17 protein-coding genes are annotated in these 20,243 nt (G+C 45.3%); 7 read left to right on the top strand and 10 right to left on the bottom strand.

Going from position 1 to position 20,243, the window contains the following annotated elements:
* The first annotated feature begins 101 nt into the window (after positions 1–101).
* Both AC1DP6_RS23145 and AC1DP6_RS23140 read left to right on the top strand, forming a co-directional pair.
* On the top strand, positions 102–1,148 hold the full coding sequence (locus AC1DP6_RS23145; protein WP_477056949.1) for an NAD(P)-dependent alcohol dehydrogenase: 1,047 nt from the start codon (positions 102–104) through the stop codon (positions 1,146–1,148).
* A 149-nt stretch (positions 1,149–1,297) separates the two neighbouring features.
* Complete coding sequence (locus AC1DP6_RS23140; RefSeq protein ID WP_477056948.1) at positions 1,298–1,822, top strand: hypothetical protein; 525 nt, start codon at positions 1,298–1,300, stop codon at positions 1,820–1,822.
* Between the two features lie 25 nt (positions 1,823–1,847).
* Here the strand turns inward: AC1DP6_RS23140 and ilvA are convergent, their stop codons facing one another.
* The 8 genes from ilvA to AC1DP6_RS23100 form a co-directional block, all read right to left on the bottom strand.
* Complete coding sequence (ilvA, locus tag AC1DP6_RS23135) at positions 1,848–3,104, bottom strand: threonine ammonia-lyase IlvA (RefSeq protein ID WP_477056947.1); 1,257 nt, start codon at positions 3,102–3,104, stop codon at positions 1,848–1,850.
* Between the two features lie 162 nt (positions 3,105–3,266).
* On the bottom strand, positions 3,267–4,313 hold the full coding sequence (gene ilvC, locus AC1DP6_RS23130) for a ketol-acid reductoisomerase (RefSeq protein ID WP_370912358.1): 1,047 nt from the start codon (positions 4,311–4,313) through the stop codon (positions 3,267–3,269).
* 151 nt (positions 4,314–4,464) lie between these two features.
* On the bottom strand, positions 4,465–5,004 hold the full coding sequence (ilvN, locus tag AC1DP6_RS23125) for an acetolactate synthase small subunit (protein ID WP_477056946.1): 540 nt from the start codon (positions 5,002–5,004) through the stop codon (positions 4,465–4,467).
* Positions 5,005–5,052: 48 nt separating this feature from the next.
* Complete coding sequence (ilvB, locus tag AC1DP6_RS23120; protein WP_477056945.1) at positions 5,053–6,801, bottom strand: biosynthetic-type acetolactate synthase large subunit; 1,749 nt, start codon at positions 6,799–6,801, stop codon at positions 5,053–5,055.
* Positions 6,767–8,446, bottom strand: a complete 1,680-nt coding sequence (ilvD, locus tag AC1DP6_RS23115; protein ID WP_477056944.1) for a dihydroxy-acid dehydratase — start codon at positions 8,444–8,446, stop codon at positions 6,767–6,769. Before ilvD ends, ilvB begins: the two co-directional genes overlap by 35 nt.
* A 313-nt stretch (positions 8,447–8,759) precedes the next feature.
* Complete coding sequence (locus tag AC1DP6_RS23110) at positions 8,760–9,662, bottom strand: branched-chain amino acid transaminase (RefSeq protein WP_477056943.1); 903 nt, start codon at positions 9,660–9,662, stop codon at positions 8,760–8,762.
* A gap of 548 nt (positions 9,663–10,210) precedes the next feature.
* Complete coding sequence (locus tag AC1DP6_RS23105) at positions 10,211–11,308, bottom strand: phosphotransferase enzyme family protein (RefSeq protein ID WP_441572338.1); 1,098 nt, start codon at positions 11,306–11,308, stop codon at positions 10,211–10,213.
* Positions 11,299–12,198, bottom strand: coding sequence for a sugar phosphate nucleotidyltransferase (locus tag AC1DP6_RS23100; RefSeq protein ID WP_441572339.1), 900 nt, complete (start codon positions 12,196–12,198; stop codon positions 11,299–11,301). The genes AC1DP6_RS23105 and AC1DP6_RS23100 overlap by 10 nt, the downstream gene beginning before the upstream one ends.
* Before the next feature lie 130 nt (positions 12,199–12,328).
* Between AC1DP6_RS23100 and AC1DP6_RS23095 the strand changes: the two genes are divergently transcribed.
* The 3 genes from AC1DP6_RS23095 to AC1DP6_RS23085 all read left to right on the top strand — a co-directional run bounded on the left by AC1DP6_RS23095 (position 12,329) and on the right by AC1DP6_RS23085 (position 15,402).
* Positions 12,329–13,669 (top strand): alpha-L-fucosidase, encoded by a 1,341-nt coding sequence (locus tag AC1DP6_RS23095; protein WP_477056942.1) that lies wholly within the window; start codon positions 12,329–12,331, stop codon positions 13,667–13,669.
* Positions 13,670–13,732: 63 nt separating this feature from the next.
* Positions 13,733–14,602, top strand: a complete 870-nt coding sequence (locus tag AC1DP6_RS23090) for a 1-aminocyclopropane-1-carboxylate deaminase/D-cysteine desulfhydrase (RefSeq protein ID WP_477056941.1) — start codon at positions 13,733–13,735, stop codon at positions 14,600–14,602.
* Between the two features lie 68 nt (positions 14,603–14,670).
* Positions 14,671–15,402 (top strand): hypothetical protein, encoded by a 732-nt coding sequence (locus AC1DP6_RS23085; RefSeq protein ID WP_477056940.1) that lies wholly within the window; start codon positions 14,671–14,673, stop codon positions 15,400–15,402.
* Between the two features lie 75 nt (positions 15,403–15,477).
* Here the strand turns inward: AC1DP6_RS23085 and lipB are convergent, their stop codons facing one another.
* Positions 15,478–16,182 (bottom strand): lipoyl(octanoyl) transferase LipB, encoded by a 705-nt coding sequence (gene lipB, locus AC1DP6_RS23080; protein ID WP_477056939.1) that lies wholly within the window; start codon positions 16,180–16,182, stop codon positions 15,478–15,480.
* Positions 16,183–16,300: 118 nt separating this feature from the next.
* Here lipB and AC1DP6_RS23075 point away from each other — a divergent pair, with 118 nt between their 5' ends.
* Both AC1DP6_RS23075 and AC1DP6_RS23070 read left to right on the top strand, forming a co-directional pair.
* Entirely contained in the window at positions 16,301–17,374 is a 1,074-nt protein-coding gene (locus AC1DP6_RS23075; protein WP_441572343.1) for an RluA family pseudouridine synthase, read from the top strand.
* Positions 17,375–17,544: 170 nt separating this feature from the next.
* A complete protein-coding gene (locus AC1DP6_RS23070; protein ID WP_477056938.1) occupies positions 17,545–19,218 on the top strand; it encodes a gliding motility-associated C-terminal domain-containing protein in 1,674 nt (557 codons plus the stop codon).
* On the opposite strand, the gene AC1DP6_RS23065 is transcribed toward AC1DP6_RS23070, so the two are convergent.
* Entirely contained in the window at positions 19,219–20,169 is a 951-nt protein-coding gene (locus AC1DP6_RS23065; protein WP_477056937.1) for a hypothetical protein, read from the bottom strand. It lies immediately after the preceding gene.
* Positions 20,170–20,243 lie beyond the last annotated feature (74 nt).

Raw genomic sequence — 20,243 nt, 5'->3', positions numbered from 1 at the left:
AGTATAAGTTATTGAAAAAAAGGTAAAAAGACGGGAGTGCGGAGGTGAACTTATCCCGAATTATACAAATTACGTAGCTTCGGGGCCTAAAATTTTACACCATGATTGCAACAAAAGCTTACGCTGTGCAGGATGCTGCTTCACCGCTGGGTCCATGGAACTTTGAGCGCAGAGAACCCGGTCCGCATGATGTACAGATTGAAATTTTATATTGCGGTGTATGCCATTCCGATATACACCAGGTAAGAAATGAATGGGGCAATTCCATTTACCCAATGGTGCCTGGCCATGAAATAGTAGGCCGCATTACCAAAGTAGGAGATCATGTTACCCGCTTCAAAGTAGGAGATCTGGCAGGTATTGGTTGTTTTGTAGACTCCTGCCGCGAATGTGATCCCTGCAAAGCAGGTGAAGAGCAATACTGTGTAACCGGCGGCGCCAGTACTTACAACGGGTATGAGATGGATCGTAAAACACATACTTACGGCGGCTACTCGACGCATATTGTAACAGATGAGAAATATACCCTGAAGATTTCTGATAAATTACCACTGGAAGGTGTAGCGCCATTATTATGTGCTGGCATTACTACTTATTCTCCCCTGCGTCACTGGAAAGTTGGCAAAGCCCATAAAGTAGCAGTAGTAGGTTTGGGCGGTTTGGGCCATATGGCGGTAAAGCTGGCGGCATCTATGGGGGCAGAGGTGACTATGTTAAGTACTTCTCCTTCCAAAGAAGCAGATGCTAAAAGACTCGGCGCTCATCATTTTGCACTGATGACCGATAAAGAGCAGGTGAAACAATTGCGGAGCAAATTTGATTTTATTATCAACACTATTTCTGCACCACATGATTATACTACCTATCTGAATTTGTTGAACCTGGATGGGGTGATGATCTGCCTGGGTGTTCCTCCGGAACCATCTATAGTACCGGCTTTCAACCTGATCATGGGTCGCCGTAGTATTGCGGGGTCATTGATTGGTGGTATCCGTGAAACACAGGAGATGCTGGACTATTGTGCCGAGCATAATATTACCAGTGATGTGGAAGTGATCAATATCAATGAAATCAATACGGCTTATGAGCGCATGTTGAAAGGAGACGTGAAGTACCGGTTTGTGATTGATATCGCGAGTTTAAAATAACCCTGCCCAGGTTAGTAGGGCATACTAATAGTAAAAAGACCCGTTACGATTGAACCGTAACGGGTCTTTTTTTGTTATACATTAGTTAAGCAAAGCCTGTCATACAATTTTGTCGATACCTTTACAACCGCTATATCCCAAAACCTCAAATGATGACGAAGATTACCTCCAATACCTATCACAGGTCCAGTCGTCTGATAACTGTTACAGTCGGATTATTACTACTCCTCGTAGCAGGAGTAATTGCATGGTATTTTTTTCACCAGCCAGATACCGTCTCTCTGAGTGACTCCGCTAACATCGTGCTGGATGTTTCTCCTGAAGATACCAGTATTGGCAAATGCCTGCAGTACCCGATCGGTGTCATGGCATTACAAAAGCTCTATCTTTCCAATGATCCCGAAGCCAATGAAAAGTATACCAATAAAACGGTTTATATCACGGGAACCTATATTGGTACGGGTCTGGATCCAATGGGAGCTGTATATATGCTCCTGAGGAGTAATGACCGGTTTCATGCCATTAAATGTTTTCCATCGAATCATAAGGAAGTGAACCTTGTGAAGGGCAGTCCCTTGTTAATAAAGGGGTACTGCCGGGGACAGATATGGGACCTCAAAATTGAAGGCTGTGAATTGCTGGATATGCCCGTAACTACAGCTAAAATAAAATAGCTCCCGGTTTACAGGAGCTATACTATTACACCAGATACCCAAATAAGCTGTCATCCTTATTCAGTTCAGTGACCTGAAAATTATACTTTTTGAAATTGGCCATGAGCTTGTCGTAATCCTCGCGGTACTTGAGTTCTATACCTACCAGGGCGGGGCCGATTTCTTTGTTATGTTTTTGTATGTATTCAAAGCGGGTGATATCATCAGTAGGGCCGAGGATATGATTCAAAAATTCTTTCAGTGCGCCGGGGCGCTGTGCAAAGCGTACAATAAAATAATGCTTTAATCCTTCGTAGAGAAGGGAGCGTTCTTTTATTTCCTGCATGCGGTCAATATCGTTGTTGCTGCCGCTGATCACGCATACTACTTTTTTACCTTTTATCTCTTCTGCAAAATCGTCCAGTGCTGCGATGGACAAAGCGCCGGCGGGCTCCACCACTATTGCATCTTCATTATATAACCGGAGGATAGTAGAGCATACTTTACCTTCCGGAACCAGGTGCATTCTTTCCAGTACATCTTTGCAGATTTCATAGTTGAGGGTACCTACTCTTTTTACAGCTGCACCATCTACAAAGCGCTCAATTTCATCGAGGGTAACGGGTGCACCGTTTTCCAGCGCGCGGAGCATGGAGGGAGCGCCTTCCGGTTCTACGCCAATGATGTGGGTTTTGGGACTATAGGTTTTAAAGTAAGTGCCTAAGCCGGCAGCCAAACCGCCGCCGCCAACGGGCACAAAGAGGTAGTCGATCGCTGACTGATCTTCAAGTATTTCCACCGCAACGGTACCTTGTCCTTCTATAATTTTTGGATTATCGAATGGTGGAATGAAGGTCATACCATTTGCTTTCGTGAAAGCCTGGGCTTCCGCAGAGCAATCATCAAAAGTATCACCTACGAGGCGGATTTCTATATTATCGCCGCCGAACATATTTACCTGGTTAACTTTTTGTTTCGGTGTAATGACAGGCATGAATACCACACCTTTAATGTTCATGGCTTTACAGGCGTAAGCGAAGCCCTGGGCATGGTTTCCGGCACTGGCGCAGGTAACGCCTTTGGCCAGGATATCCCCATGCAGACTGCTGATCAGGTTATAGGCGCCTCTCAATTTATAAGAGCGTACAATCTGCATGTCCTCTCTTTTCAGATATACATCACAGTTATAGCGCCGGGAAAGATTGGCACTATACATCAGCGGCGTGCGTGTGATCACTGGCTTCAGCTTCACTGCAGCATCGAGGATATTCAGGGAATTGACACTACTCATTACTTCAGACATAAAATGTAATTAATACAAATGGCAAAGCATTTCCGGGGCTATCGAAATCATGGAACCGTACTTAGTAAACAGCAAGAATATTTTTCTTCTGTACTAAATACCAGTACCAATAATTTCAATAATTCGAAAATGCTTTGCCATTGTAATTTATAATAGTTGCTATTACGCGTTGTTAGGACGCAGCTTACGTACAGCCGCACCTGCCTGCCACATTTCGCTTTCGCGCAGTTCTTTCAGTTCTTCGTTCAGTTTTTCGCGATAATCAGGTGTACTGTTGGATGCGATAGAACGGGCAGCTTCTTTACCTGCAGCAACACTGGCGTACAGCTCATCGAATACTGGCTGGGTAGCAGTTTTAAACTTCTTCCACCAGTCGAGTGCACCGCGCTGAGCAGTAGTAGAGCAGTTAGCATACATCCAATCCATACCGTTTTCTGCTACCAGTGGCATCAGGGATTGTGTCAGTTCTTCTACTGTTTCGTTGAAAGCTTCAGAAGGTGAGTGACCATTCTTACGCAGTGTTTCGTACTGAGCAGCGAAGATACCCTGAATACAACCCATCAGTGAACCACGTTCGCCGGTCAGATCGGAGAATACTTCTTTCTTGAAATCTGTTTCGAACAGGTAACCGGAACCAACGCCGATACCCAGTGCTACAACGCGTTCTTTAGCGCGGCCGGTAGCGTCCTGGAAGATAGCGTAGCTGGAGTTCAGACCCTGACCAGCCAGGAACAGGCGACGGAGAGAAGTACCGGAGCCTTTAGGTGCTACCAGGATAACGTCTACATCAGCCGGAGGAATAATACCGGTTTGTTCTTTATACGTGATACCAAATCCATGGGAGAAGTATAATGCTTTACCAGGAGTCAGGTGTTGCTTTAAAGTAGGCCACAGGGTGATTTGTCCGGCATCAGACAACAGGAACTGAAGAATAGTACCTTTCTGAGCAGCTTCTTCGATATCGAATAAAGTTTCACCAGGAACCCAGCCATCAGCTACTGCTTTATCCCAGGTTTTAGAATTTTTACGTTGACCTACAATAACGTTAAAGCCATTGTCTTTCAGGTTCAGTGCCTGGCCGGGACCTTGTACGCCGTAACCAATTACTGCAATCACTTCGTTCTTCAGCACTTCCCTTGCTTTTTCCATAGGGAATTCTTCTCTGGTTACTACTTGTTCGAGTACCCCTCCAAAATTGATGGTTGCCATGTGTAGTTTTTTTTAGCTGTTAGCTATTAGCAGTTAGCTATTAGCTGAGGATTGATTTGAATGAATAATGATTTATAATTTGATAGCGTCTAGCCATTAGCAGTTAGCTTTTAGCATGCTTGTTAAAAGCTAATGGCTAAATGCTAAAAAGCTAAAGACTGTTTTCTACGTCTTGTTCCTGCAGTTCTTTCAGGTGTTCGTGGAAACGGCGGCTCCATTTTACGATGGCTACCCTACCGCTCTTTGAATACTCGATCAGGCCGTATGGTTCCAGTTTCTTAATGAAATCTGTGAGTTCCTGCTGGTGGCCTGTTTTTTCAATGACAAAATAATCAGCGGTGATCGTCAGAATACGCGCATTATTTTCGCGGATCAGTCTTTCTACATCACCGGTGTGTAATGACTTGGTAGAAATCTTGTACAGCGCCAGTTCCTGGTAAACGACTTCTTCTTCCTCGTGTACAAAGGCGCGGTGTATTTCGATGAGTCTTTCTATCTGGCCTACCACTTTATCCAGCTTTTCACGTGTAGACATCACCGTTATGATGAACTTATATACGCCGGGGATCTCCGTTTCAGCTGTTGTTAAGCTGGTGATATTGATGCCCCTGCGGGTAAATATAATGGTGATACGGTTGGTTATACCTATACGATCTTCCGTATATACCGTTACTGTATATTCTTTTTGCATATACCTGTTGTGAATTACAAATGATCAATATGAATCCTTCCTGCAATGCTACTCGAGCCGGATAGTGTTGACAGGAGCGCCGGCAGGCACCATGGGGAATACGTTGTCTTCTTTTTCCACCACTACTTCCAGCAGATAAGCGCCCTGGTGAGCCAGCATTTCGTCAATGCAGGCGGATATATCTTCCCTTGCAGTTACTTTTTTGCCGGGGATATAAAATCCTTTGGCAACCTGTACAAAGTCGGGATTGACCATTTCAGTAGAGGAATAGCGTTTGTCGAAGAACAGTTGCTGCCATTGTCTTACCATGCCAAGGAAATTGTTATTCAGGATCACTATTTTCACACCGATCTGAGACTGGTGAATAGTGGCCAGTTCCTGCAGGGTCATCTGGAAGCAACCATCACCGATGATCGCTACTACTTCTTTTTCGGGGGTGCCTGTTTTGGCGCCCATAGCAGCCGGCAGCGAAAAGCCCATGGTACCCATACCACCGGAAGTGATATTGGTATTAGGATTTTTGAAGCGGTAATAGCGGGAAGCCACCATCTGGTGCTGACCTACATCTGTTACCAGTACTGCTTCGCCTTTGGTTTTTTCTGAGATAAGACGGATTACTTCTGCCATCTTCAGTTCACCTTCCTGCGGATACAGTTCTGCATGCTGTACTTTATCGTATTCCTTTTTATCAGCGGCGCGGAATTCTTCCAGCCAGGCGGCATGTTCAGCAGGGTTTACCTGTTGTATCAATGCTGTCAGGGCTTCTTTAGCATCTGCGTGTACGGGTACATCCGCTTTAATGATTTTATGTATCTCGGCGGCATCGATTTCGATGTGAATCACTTTGGCGTTTGGTACATAGCTTTCCACATCACCGGTTACACGGTCATCGAAGCGCATCCCAACGGCAATGATCACATCGGCTTCGCCGGTGAGCATATTAGGACCGTAGTTACCATGCATGCCCAGTAAACCTACATACAGCGGGTGATCTACCGGTACAGCGGAAAGGCCCAGCAGTGTAATCCCCATAGGAATCTGTGCTTTTTCAGCCAATGCAATCAGTTCTTTTTCGGCGCCGGATAATAATACACCGTGACCGCAAAGAATGAATGGTTTTTTCGCGCTGTTGATCAGTGCTGCTGCGGCGGCTACTGCTTCCAGATTTAATTCAGGAACGGGGCGGTAGCTGCGGATATAATCGCATTTTTTGTATTCGTATTCGAACTCGCCGAATTGGGCATTTTTGGTGATATCCACCAGTACCGGGCCTGGACGGCCGCTACGGGCAATATAAAATGCTTTGGCCATGGCGCCTGGAATATCTTCTGCGCGGGTTACCTGAATATTCCATTTAGTGATAGGCATGGTGATACCAATCACATCTGTTTCCTGGAAAGCATCGGTACCTAACAGGGCAGCGGCCACCTGGCCGGTTATGCATACCATTGGGGTACTGTCCATGTAGGCATCTGCCAAACCTGTTACCAGGTTGGTAGCGCCAGGACCTGAAGTAGCAAATGCCACTCCTACCTTGCCGGAACTGCGTGCATATCCCTGAGCGGCGTGTGTAGCACCCTGTTCATGACGGACGAGTATATGACGAACCTGATCCTGAAAATCGTAGAGGGCATCATAAATAGGCATGATCGCCCCGCCGGGATAACCGAAAATCGTGTCTACACCTTCTTCTACGAGGGCGCGGATCACTGCTTCGGAGCCTGTAATCACAGGTTTAACAGTTAATTGCTTATCTGCTATCTCAGGCTTCATCGGTAACACATCCTTCTGTTGCATTTTTAACAAGTTTTGCGTACTTAAATAAGATTCCATTGGATGCTTTCAATGCGGGTTGTATCCACTGTGCCCTGCGGGCAGCCAGCTCTTCCTCACTTACTTCCACATTGATAAAATTCTTTGTTGCATCTATTTCGATGATGTCGTTGTCTTTTACGAGGGCAATGTTACCACCTTCAAAAGCTTCGGGGGTAATATGTCCTACTACAAATCCGTGGGTACCGCCGGAGAAGCGGCCATCGGTGATCAGTGCCACGCTTTTGCCTAATCCCACGCCCATGATGGCGCTGGTAGGTTTCAGCATTTCCGGCATACCGGGTGCACCTTTAGGGCCTACCTGGCGGATCACCACCACATCTCCTTCTTTCACTTTACCGGAGGTGATACCGGCAATCAGTTCAAATTCGCCATCAAATACGCGGGCAGGGCCTCTGAAGCGCTCGCCTTCTTTGCCGGTGATTTTAGCAACGGAACCTTCTGTAGCGAGGTTACCGTAGAGGATTTGTATGTGTGCAGTTGGTTTCAGTGGTTTTTCCAGCGGAACGATAATGTCCTGTGTGCTGAAATCTATATCTGCCACGTTTTCCAGGTTTTCGGCGATTGTTTTACCGGTTACGGTCATACAATGGCCGTGTATATATCCTTTCTTCAGGAGGTATTTCATTACCAATGGAACGCCGCCAATGTTGTGCAGGTCTTCCATCAGGTATTTACCACTTGGTTTAAGGTCGGCGATCAGCGGTGTTTTATCGCTGATGCGCTGAAAATCTTCCAGTCTAACGGAAACGCCTACTGATTTTGCGATAGCAATGAAATGCAGTACAGCGTTGGTGCTGCCACCTAAAGCCATGATAACGGTGAGTGCATTTTCGAATGCTTCTTTCGTCATGATGTCTCTTGGCTTAATATCTCTTTCGAGGAGCAGGCGGATGTATTGGCCTGCAGCGAGGCATTCCTCCTTTTTATCCTTGCTCAACGCGGGGTTGGATGAGCTGTAGGGTAGGCTCATACCGAGTGCTTCGATAGCGGAAGACATCGTATTAGCGGTATACATGCCACCACAGGCACCTGCACCGGGGCAGGAATTTTGTACGATGCCTTTGAAATCGGCTTCATCCAATTTGCCGGCCATTTTCTGACCTAAAGCTTCAAATGCTGAGATGATGTTGAGATCCTGGCCTTTGTATTTTCCGGGAGCGATGGTTCCGCCGTACACCATGATAGAAGGGCGGTTGAGGCGACCCATAGCCATCAGGGAACCGGGCATATTTTTATCGCAGCCTGGAACGGTGATCAGGGCGTCATAGTACTGCGCGCCTGCAACAGTTTCAATGGAATCTGCAATCAGATCACGGCTAACGAGGGAATAACGCATACCTGGAGTACCATTGCTCATACCGTCACTGACCCCGATGGTATGAAAAATAAGTCCTACCAGATCATTTGCCCAGACGCCTTTTTTCACGTCCTGAGCCAGGTCATTCAGGTGCATATTGCAGGTGTTACCATCATAGCCCATGCTGACGATGCCCACCTGTGCTTTTTTCAGGTCTTCCTCTGTTAAACCAATTCCGTACAACTGAGCCTGGGCAGCTGGTTGTGTAGGGTCTTGTGTGATCGTTTTGCTATACTTATTTAATTCCATTGCTTTTAGTTATTACCGGGGTTACTGCTATTTATAGTAACCCTATTTTAAAACTTCTCCACAAATTACCCGGTAGCGTCCTCATATTCAAACTAACAATTTCCAATATACCGGTCTTCAAATCTGTCTTTTGAGTCTTCATATCCTTTACAGTAAAGGATTGTAAGTTTTTCGATTTACAACCTTCAAGAGGTGAAAGCTGAAGGCAGAAAGCAGAAAGCTATTGTGTGGTCTGAAGGCCTTTTGCCATTATTTGTTAGAACAGTCGCTAAAGGCATCCTCTTCCATAGCTTTTTGCTTTCTGCTTTACGCTTTACGCCAACTGCGCTTCGCGTTGAAATACTTTTCCCAATACTCTGGCTTTGTAGGCCTGTTGGAGCACTTTACCCAGTGACTGTGCCCATGGTTTGCTGAAAGACTGACCATCCAGGGAATCGAGGCCAATAAGTTCTGCAGCGGTACCGCAGAAGAAAGCAGCTTCAGCTTCTTTGAGTTCAGGAATGGTAAATAATTTTTCTTCCAGTGGGATATTCAGTTCCTGGCAAAGTTCGATAACAGTGGCGCGGGTGATGCCTGGGAGGATGTTACCGGCGGGGGGAGTATATATTTTGCCGTCTTTTTCGAAGAAGATGTTAGCACCGGGGCCTTCTGCAACGTAGCCATTCATATCGAGGAGGAGTGCTTCATCGTAGCCTTTTTCTTTTGCTTCCTGCGAGGCCAGTATGGAGTTTACGTAGAGACCTGACGATTTGGATTCAATTTTGAAGGCTTTGGGGTTGGGTCGTTCGTAAGAGGAAGTCATTACGCGCAACAGTTTTTCTCCCAGGTAAGCTCCCCATTCCCATGCACAGATCAGGATTTGTGATTCTGCAGCGGCTTTCAGGGTCATGTTAGGCGGACAGAAAACCAGGGGTCTGATGTAAGCTTCTTCCATGTTGTTCATCTCCAGTAATTTGTAACAGGCGGCAGTCAGCTCTTCGTTATCAAATTTGTACGGGATGTGGATCAGCTCACAGGAGCGCTTCAGGCGATCGAAGTGTTCTTTCGCTTTAAAGATTTTCACTTCACCATTAGCGGTTTTGTAGGCGCGGATGCCTTCAAATACTGCGTAACCGTAGTGGAGTGACTGGCCATACAGGTCTGTTGTAGCTGCGTTTGCCTTGGTGTACTCACCGTTGATGTAAAGAAAGGTGTTGTCGTTGTAATAGCTATACATAAAATTGAAATTATACAAGGGAATATACAGTCCAAAAAAAAGCCTTCCTCTTTGCGGAGGAAGGCGTTATATTTTGTGATTATATGCACGTTTACCTATCCTCCATACTGGTGGCTAATAATGACAACGACGATAATCACGACCTTCGTGATAGCCCAGTTGAGCTGAGGTACGATGTGATTAAGTTTTATGTTGTCTTTATTTACCCACATGGGAGGTCTTATTTTCTTTAGTGTTTCTACAAAAGTATTCGTGAAAAAAATAAAAAACAATAACCTCCCCAATATTTCGTGAAAAATTAATCACATTAAGCGTTTTTGAAAATATTTAAAAAAAGAGGTCGATAGTTGTGCGTTTTCTAAACAAATCAATATATCGTTATAAATTAATCTACTGATTTTGTGTACAAAAGACGCGGATAAGGGGGATTTTGGGCATTGCTTTCAGAAAGCAGGGGGAAATTGGGAGCAAAAAAATCCCGGTGCAGGAAGCACCGGGATAAAATGATTTCATTTCACTTACTGTTCACGTTCTAAAAATGATTTCATTTACTGTTCACTTGTTACGCTGACGTGCAGGCATTTGTCAATGATTCCCTGCAGCACCGTTTCTTTTTCCATGAGCCGCTGTAATAGTACCAATTGGTTTTTGGCGCGGTCGTAATTGTGTGTCGGATACTTGATTGGGTAGTATACATCACCGTTTAAGTAGTCGGTGAGGAACCTGATACCCTGCATGTAGATCATGAACTTCCCGGCAAAGAACAGTTGTTCTTTTTCTACTTTTGTTAAAGTACCGCCTATCTCTGCGAGGTACCCCTGCATCAGGGCTTCGTAGTATTCTTCGCGGATAACGATCTGGCTGAAATCTCTTTCTTCTTCGGAAACCGGGCAAACATAAGTGCGTACCATGTCACCAAGATCTGAGATGATTTTTCCGGGCATCAGGGTATCCAGGTCGCAAACACATATACCTTCATAAGTATCCTTGTTGAGCAATACGTTATTGATTTTGGTATCGTGGTGCATCAGATGGTCCCTGAATTCAGGATTCGTTTTCAGTTGTTCATACGTTACAGCGATGTCAGAATAGCGGAGGAATTCTTCAATCATCTCTTCTGCTTCGGCTTTCCTGTCTTCCTTAGCAGTACGGATGGCATCCTGGAAGGCGCTGTACCGTAGGGTAAGGTTGTGAAAGTTTGGAATAGAAGCTTTAAACGGCTTCAGGTCAATTCCCGAAAGGTAACTGGCGAGGCGGCCAAACTGTTTGGCTGCTTCAAACGCCTGCTTTGGGTTGTCGGCCTGATCTACCGTTACGGAATCCGCAATAAAAGGGATCATTCTCCAGTATTCGTTGTCAATTACAAAGAGCTCTTCCCCATTAACCGTGGGGATCGGCGTAATAAACAGATAGCCGGGATGATGAACTGCCAGGTAATCTGCTGCCATTCTTTGGTTGGCGGCGATAACATCTGGTTCCTTAAATACGTTTACATTGATTTTTTGTAAAACGTATCTACTGCCGTCCTGCTTTTTTTCGAGCAAAAAAGTGTTGTTGATGTGTCCTGATCCAAATTTTCGGACATTTAATCCTTCAGGCTCAAGTCCGAAAGCCTGAAGGATCTTCGTGTTGGGTTTTATTTCCATAAATTGTCTGGATATTCTCCATTCTCAACCAGCGCCGATAAGCTGGCCTGCACTCCAGGTGCATCTTCTTTGTAAGTAACACCAAACCATTTAGCGCTGGTAGGTATTACTTTTACCTGGCCTATATTCCGGCGGGTAAATTCGTCAGCAACGATCGTAATAAAGAATTCCGATTTAGGGTTGCTGAGGTTTTTATCCAGGAATTCGTTGAAAAGGCCCTGGCTCAGTTCAAATACACTCGGATGAAATCCCCAGAAGTTCATGGATACCGGAGTATCTGCAGCCAACGGATGTTTGCTACCGTCTGCTTCTTCATAAACGATCTGACCGTTTTCCGGGTATATTTTTGTCCTTTCGTTGATAGCAGCAAGATTGCCACCACTCACTTCGCATACGCCGCGGGAAACAGAACCGTGCTCACTGATCGTTTTGCCCAGTTCATAGCCTACCACGCTGTATACGTCCGGCTTGCATTCATTATTCAGGAAAGCAGCCATTTTAACGAAAGCATCGGTACCATAGAAATCATCTGCATTAATTACCGCAAATGGTTCATTGATAGCGTTTTTCGCGCAAAGGACAGCATGAGCGGTGCCCCATGGCTTGGTCCTGTCGGCAGGAACCGCATGGTCACCTACAAATGCATCCATCTCCTGGTATACATAATCAACAGCCACGCGGCCTTTGAGCTTAGGTTCAAAGATTTCTTTGAAATCAGCTGCAAAATTTTCGCGGATGATGAACACTATTTTTCCAAAACCGGCGCTGATAGCGTCGTAAATAGAGTAGTCTATGATAGTTTCTCCGCTGGGGCCAAATTCCTGGATTTGCTTTAAACTGCCATATCGACTGGCCATACCGGCCGCCAAAATCAATAAAGTCGGTTGCATTTTTTTGATATTAGTTTTATAATTGTCAATTATTTACCTAAAAATATCGGCGTTAAATTTAATCATTAAAACTATTTTCACACTTTCTTTTTGTGGAGAACACTTTTTTAAAGATTAATTAAACCGAACAATGAAGAGATTACTAGTGCTGGGAGCCTTTGCCATGCAGCTTCTAACTACTGCCAATGCGCAACAGAAAACAAATCCGGAAGAGATTAAAGAAAAAATGCAATGGTTTGCCGATGCCAAACTGGGCATATTCATCCACTGGGGCATTTATTCAGTTAACGGAATCGATGAATCCTGGTCATTCCACAACAAAAAAATATCTTATCCTGACTACATGCAGCAGCTGAAAGGCTTTACTGCAAGTAATTACGATCCACAAGCCTGGGCCGATCTGATCAAAGCATCCGGCGCCCGTTATGCAGTAATGACCACCAAACACCACGATGGCGTGGCTTTGTGGGATAGCAAATACAGCAAACTGGATGTTGCTAACAGTACTCCCGCTAAAAGAGACGTGCTCACGCCCTTCTACGCTGCATTGCGGCGCGATAGTATCAAATGTGGTGCCTATTTTTCCCTGATCGACTGGAGTCATAACGATTATCCGCAGTTCCTGAAAGACAGTAACCGCTACGATATCAAGGCCCAACCCGAAAGATGGCAGCGCTTCCTGAAGTACTACGAAGGACAAATGGCCGAGGTGATGACCAAGTTCAACCCGGACCTGTGGTGGTTTGACGGCGACTGGGAACACTCTCCCGAAGAATGGGAAGCCCCTAAAATGCGTAACATGCTCACCACCCATAACCCCAAAACCATCATCAACGGGCGTTTACAGGGTTATGGAGATTATGAAACACCAGAACAGAATTTTCCGGTGTCCCGTCCAAAGTACCACTGGTGGGAACTTTGCATGACCATCAACAACAACTGGGGATGGCAGCCACAGGACAACAACTGGAAAACACCTTTCGAAATCATTACCATCTTCGTAGATGCTGTCAGCAATGGCGGTAACCTCCTGCTGGACATAGGCCCTAAAGCCGATGGTACTATCCCTGCAGAAGAAGTAACAATGTTGAAAGAACTGGGCGCCTGGAACCAACGCAACGGAGAAGCAGTATTCAATACCAACGCCGGTATTCCGCAGGGTCACTTCTATGGTCCAACCACCCTTTCTAAAGATTCCAGCACCCTCTACCTGTTCCTGCCCGCTAAAACCAGTGGCCAGGTAATGGTGAAAGGACTCACCAATAAAATTGAAAGCATTACGATGTTAGGCAGCGGACAACAGCTGACCCACAAAGTAGTTGGTAAAATTTCCTGGAGCCCGGTACCCGGACTCGTATTTATAGATGTACCAGAACAAGGACAGGATAAATACATCACCGTGCTGAAACTGAAGCTGGATAAGGCAGTGAAGCTGTACAGAGGACAGGGCGGATTTTTAACGAATGATTAAGTGAAGTTTGTCTGACCTTCGCAACTCAGATAATTGACAATGCTCACTTACGATAATATTACTTTGGAATCAGTTCATACCACATGGCTGCCGGATCGTATCCAGGCAGCCATGCTGCGTTTGGATAAGATTCATCCGGAAGTATCAGGGAATAAGTGGTTTAAGCTGAAAGAAAATATAACAACGGCTATCTCCCATAGGAACAACGGTTTGCTCACTTATGGCGGTGCTTATTCCAATCATATTGCCGCCACTGCATTGGCCTGTAAGGAAGCTGGACTACCCTGTGTGGGGATCATTCGGGGGGAAGAACATTATCCCCAACTGAACCACACACTTCAAACAGCAGACGATAACGGCATGGGGTTGATTTTCGTTAGCCGGGAAGATTATCGCAACGGCAAAGCAAAAGAGTTATGGGAAACCTTTTATCTCGACTACCATGTAGTTCCCGAAGGCGGCCATAACGCGCTGGGCGCCAGAGGTTGCGAAGAAATTCTTTCCATCTTCCCCACTACTGATTTCACACATATCCTCTGTGCGGCAGGCACCGGTACCACCCTTGCGGGCCTTATCAATAGTGCATTGCCACATCAGCAGGTGATTGGTATCCCGGTATTAAAAGGAGCACAATACCTGGAAAAGGAAGTCAGCGACCTGCTACACCCCGGTACTACCACGCATTGGGAGCTATTACATGACTATCACGGTGGTGGATATGCGAAGAAATCACCGGCACTTATAGATTTTATCAATACTTTTTATGCAGACACCGGCATTCCTACTGATATAATTTATACCGGTAAACTTGTCATGGCTTTCCGTGATTTGGCCCAGCAGGGCTACTTTCCGGACAACAGCAAAGTATTATTAATACATACCGGCGGACTACAGGGCAATCTTTCCCTATCACCCGGCGTTCTATCCTTTTAAAAACTGTTCATTATATTTGAACGGTAGTGTATTTTTGCCAACTTAAAGCGCCTCACGGAATAATCAGTATGAAGCAATTAGTGCGTATAACTTTTGTTATTGGAATATTTTTATTGACCGCATTTACAGGACAGGCCCAGGAACAGGAGTATGTTCCACCGGTACTCCCTAACTTCGCGGCCTCCATTAAAACCGGCAAAATACAGCTGGACTGGATCTCCGGCTTTACACAGGTAAAAGAAATTGGTATACAGCGGTCGCTCGACAGCGTACTGAACTTCAATACCATTGGCTACGCCAGCTATCCTACTCAAACAAGGAATGCTTACCTGGACAACAAGCCTTTACCTGGCAGCAACTATTATCGTTTGTTCATTTTATTCACCAATGGCCGGTTCATGTATAGCAAAACCGTGCTGGCACTGTCAGACAGCACCATCCGTGCTGATCAGAAACTGCAGTATGCTGATATTAAAGATGCCGCCAAAGGTCTGAGAGGTAAAGAGCAGGAAAACAAAGAACCGGAAAGAGTGCTGTGGCACCCATCTAACTATATTTATACTACTGCCGATGGTAACATCAACATCAAACTGCCGGATGCCCTGCAAAAAAAATACTCCGTTAAGTTTTACGAATCCAACGGCGCCTTTCTTTTTGACATAGATCGTATCAAAGCCCCTTTCCTTATTTTGGAGAAAGCCATTTTCATGCATGCAGGCTGGTTTAACTTTGAAATATTTGAAGAAGGTAAACTGAAAGAGAAGTGGAACCTGTTTATTCCACTGAACTATAAAATGTAATTAATTTGCCGCACTGGCTTAAAAATGGAGGCCCGTATGGAATTCCATACGGGCCTCCATTTTTATATTGTTAGGTTACACCATCTCTGCCTCAAACACTTCTCCGAAGTGCTTGCTCAGTCTTGCTTTCACTTCTTCCATACTTACTTCCCGGCCCAGCTCTTTGTCGAGTGAAGCCACCTTCTTATCTGCTATCCCGCAGGCGATGATATTATTAAAATAATCCATGAGGGTATTTACATTCAAAGCGAAGCCGTGCATGGTTACCCAGCGGCTGCAACGCACGCCCATGGCGCATATCTTACGGGCCTTTTCTTTATCGTGGGGATCGAGCCATACACCGGTTTCACCTTTGGAGCGGTCACCTGTTACGCCGTAATCCGCCAGGGTGCGAATAATTACTTCTTCCAGAAAGCGCAGGTATTTGCCGATGTCGGTAAAAAAATTCTCCAGGTCTATAATCGGATAGCCGACTACCTGACCGGGGCCATGAAAGGTAATATCTCCGCCACGGTTGGTAGGCACAAAGCCTATCCCCTGCTCCTGCAGCTCCTTTTCAGAGATCAGCAGGTTTTCCATATGCCCGCTTTTGCCAATGGTATATACCGGAGGATGTTCGCAAAACAACAGGTAATTAGCAGTAGGCTTGGGTGACTGATCGGCCGCTTGGGATTTCAACTGCACATTTTCCTTCAACAACTGCTCCTGGTAATCCCAGGCTGCCTGGTATGCTATTACGCCGAGGTCTTTTACTACAATCTGTTGCTTTACTTTTTCCATGGTCATTATTGGTCTTTTCAGCTGCGCAAAGGTACGCCAAATCGCCGTGATACGGAACATTTGCACAGATGGCTGCTAAACTGACAACTAAACTTTACCTTTGCAAAAAATTATATTAATGGCTGAAGAATTGCTGGAACTGGAAGATGAGCTGGATAATGGTGATGGCAGCGAGGAACTATATGAGAAAATCAATATGGTGGTGGACAAAGGTCAGGAGCCACTGCGTATTGATAAATTCCTCACGGCCCGCATAGAAGGCGCCACCCGCAATAAGATACAACAAGCCCTCGATGGTGAAATGGTAATTGTGAACGATAAACCCGTTAAAGCCAATTACAAGATCAAGCCATTGGACAAGATTGTTGTGTTTTCTAACCGGAACCCGGAGAATACGGACATTATCCCACAGGAGTTACCACTGAATATTGTATTTGAAGATGAGGATATCATGATCATCGACAAACCTGCCGGCCTGGTAGTACATCCCGGCTGCGGTAACCGCGATGGTACGCTGGTAAATGGATTATCCTGGTACCTGGGCGATAAAACCCAGGTCACAGAACCGGAAATACCCCGGTTTGGACTGGTACACCGTATCGACAAAAATACCAGCGGCTTGCTGGTCATCGCCAAATCTCCCAAGGCGATGAACGACCTGGCGAAACAATTTTTTGATCACACCGTGCATCGCCGGTATATTGCGCTGGTTTGGGGCGATTTTGAAGAAGATGAAGGAACCGTAGTAGCCCACGTAGGCCGCCACCAACGGTTACGTAAAATCATGGACGCATATCCTGATGGGGAATATGGTAAAGAAGCCATTACCCACTACCGCGTACTGGAACGCTTTAATTATGTAACGATGGTGGAATGCAGACTGGAAACCGGCCGCACCCACCAGATCCGTGTACATATGCAACATATAGGTCACTCCCTCTTTAATGATGAAACCTATGGTGGTAACCGAATTGTAAAAGGAACGGTATACACCAAATACAAACAGTTTGTAGAAAACTGTTTTGAAATCATGCCTCGTCACGCCCTGCATGCACAACAGCTGGGCTTCATACATCCCCGCACCCGCGAGCAGATGTATTTCGAAAGTGCTTTACCTTCTGACTTTACCTCCGTATTGGAAAAGTGGAAAAGATATATTTCAGCGAGACCGCTGAAAGACGATGAGGTATAATGATATAATTGTTATTTAAAAGGCGTCAGAGCGGTTGATAAACCATCTGACGCCTTTTAGTTTCATACACTTAGCACTTTACTTAACAAAGAAATCAGATAATTCATTGTTATTATTATAAATATTCTACATACTTTAAGCTATCTTAGCAGCAATTACCATGTCACTGCATGAGAAGCCAATTACCAAGATCCTTTCGCATCCTATATCTTTTACCGGTTTTACTGGTATGCTGCCTGTTTACCAACAGCACCGCCGCACAAGGCAAAACACCATTTACGGTATCATCTACCTGTGTGAATGATACTTCCTTCTTCCAGATAATCACCCCGGCAGGCATAGATTCTGTAAAGTGGTTTTTCGGAGATCCATTATCCGCTGATAAAGATTCTTCCAAAACCATACGCGCGTTCCATATCTACCATAATATTGGTACTTATACAGATACGCTGGTGGCCTGGCGCAGAGGAATACCGGATACTACCATCCAACAAATCACGATAGTAACGCCTGTTTTTTTTGATCTCGGTCCACAGGATGTCACTTTGTGCGAGGGTGCTACCATGACGCTGAATGCCCCAGTAATACCCGGCGCTACCTATCTCTGGCAAGACAGTTCTACTGGTAGCAGCATCCTCGTGGATACCTCTAAAACCTATAAAGTATCCATCAACGGATGTCCTAATCCCGATTCTGTGAACGTTTTCTATACTCCTATTCCAAAAATAGATCTGGGTAAGGATCTTATTTTATGTACCGGAGAACATATTGCACTGGATGCTACAGCGCAGAACTGTACATATAAATGGAACACCGGTAATACAGAGCCTACACAGGAGGTAACAACATCCGGCACCTATCATGTAGATGTGTTTCCGAAAGGTTGCGCCCCGATTTCGGACGATATCACCATTACCTTTACAGGCCCCCCCTATCCTTTTTCGTTGGGAGCGGATACCCTGCTTTGTCCGGGTGAATCTATCAGGATAGCCCCCAACATTCCGGAAGCCACCAAATGGGAATGGAGTACCGGCGCAACCACACCAGCAGTAACGATTAATAACACCACCAATCTTTGGGCACTGGTGGAAATCAATCACATCTGTAGCGTTGTCGATACTATTTTCATTAATTATAACCGGCTCAAGAAACTGAACCTGGGCAATGACACCACTATCTGCAAAGGCAATTTCCTTGTGCTGACAGCGGATTTCGGCAATGGCACCTATCTCTGGCAGGATGGATCTGATCAGGCCACCTATTATGTTACCAAGCCGGGTTACTATTATGTGCATGCCAAAATAGGCAGGTGCGAATCTTTCGATAGTATCTCCGTATCATATGAAGATACCCTGCGGGTGAACCTTGGTCCGGATACCCTGCTCTGCAGAAATGAAGTATACCAGTTACGCGCTACCGGTGCTGGTGGCGGTATTTACAAATGGCAGGACAGTACCAGCACACCTATGTATACGGTTACGCAGCCTGGTTTGTACGCCATTGTAGCTTATAATAGTTGCGGTAAAACTGCCGATTCCGTTGTAGTACGGTACCATGATTGTGTCTGTCAGTTATTTTTCCCGACCGCCTTCACCCCTAACGGCGATGGCAGGAATGATTATTTCCGGCCGGTCTACCGGTGTCCCATATACGATTATACCATCAGTATTTACAATCGCTGGGGAGAACGGGTGTTTTACACCACCGATCCGCAGGTGGGCTGGACAGGGCGTGTAAATGGTAAAATGGCGGATGTTGCTACCTATGTATGGGTAGTAGATTATAAAGAGGTAGACACAAAAATACCGGTACATAAGTCCGGGACGATTACGCTGATTAATTAACTACTGTGTGGCAGTAAAATTTACAAATTTCGCTACGAAAATGGCGGTTTCTCTTTTTTTGAAAGGCACATTCCACGTACCGTTATAGGTAACCAGTGAAGGTATGAGTAGTCCGTTAAATTTGGTCATCTGCACATTCATCTTCACATTAAAGTCAAACAGCATTGTTTTATAGGAGAGGGCATATTTACGGCCTACAATTTCAAAATTATCTTTGTTGAACCAGGTAATCAGTTCATCAATTACCACATCGGCTCTATCAATACGACTCAGACCGGGCTTTGCTTTGGCGGCAAAGACATAGCAAGGGGTACCATCTACATAATTTTCTGCGGAGATGGAGAAGTCATAAAAGCGCATCACTTCATTGCTGAAGATAGCTACTTTTTGTCCTACGATAGGTACGCCGCGGATAGGTTTTCCGGGATTAAAGATCAGTTGTTTCAACTGGGCTTTATGCCTGGCCAGGCTCCCGTTAGAGCGTTCCGGTGCTTCGCCGGCATCATCTACACAAATAGTGCCTTTGGTAAAAAACAGGTTAGCATATAATTCTGCGGTGTAATAATTGTAATTGCCTTTGCGGGTGTAGAAGTCGCCGGTTATTTTTTCATTGGCCACCTTCATGGTCATGCATTTCCCTTTTACTTCCTGGTGGGTTTCATTAAACAGGGATGCCTGTATGGCTGCCTTTTTATCCAGGATCTGTATATCGTTTACGGCATCGAAACCTACAATATGTAAATTTTTGAATGCACGATAAAAGGTGGTGTCATCTTCCACCCTTTTAATAAAACTATTAACGTCGAAGCCTATACGTTTTGCAGCAACAATCACTTCATCCAGGTTAACAGTCATTCCTTTATACCTGGCAGTGTCCTGAGCTGTAAGTTGTAAGTAGGTTAACAGACAGAGCACCACGGTTCCGCCTATACTTTTCCATAAATGTGACATAGCTGCAATTTAATAAAAAAGCTGAAAGCGTAAAGCATAAAGCAAAAAGCTATTATAGCGAGGATAAAAGCGGT

It is taken from the genome of Chitinophaga sp. 01L420, from assembly GCF_056399985.1.
The sequence above is the reverse complement of the archived record's forward strand: the minus strand, read 5'-3'. Positions and strand labels throughout refer to the sequence as shown.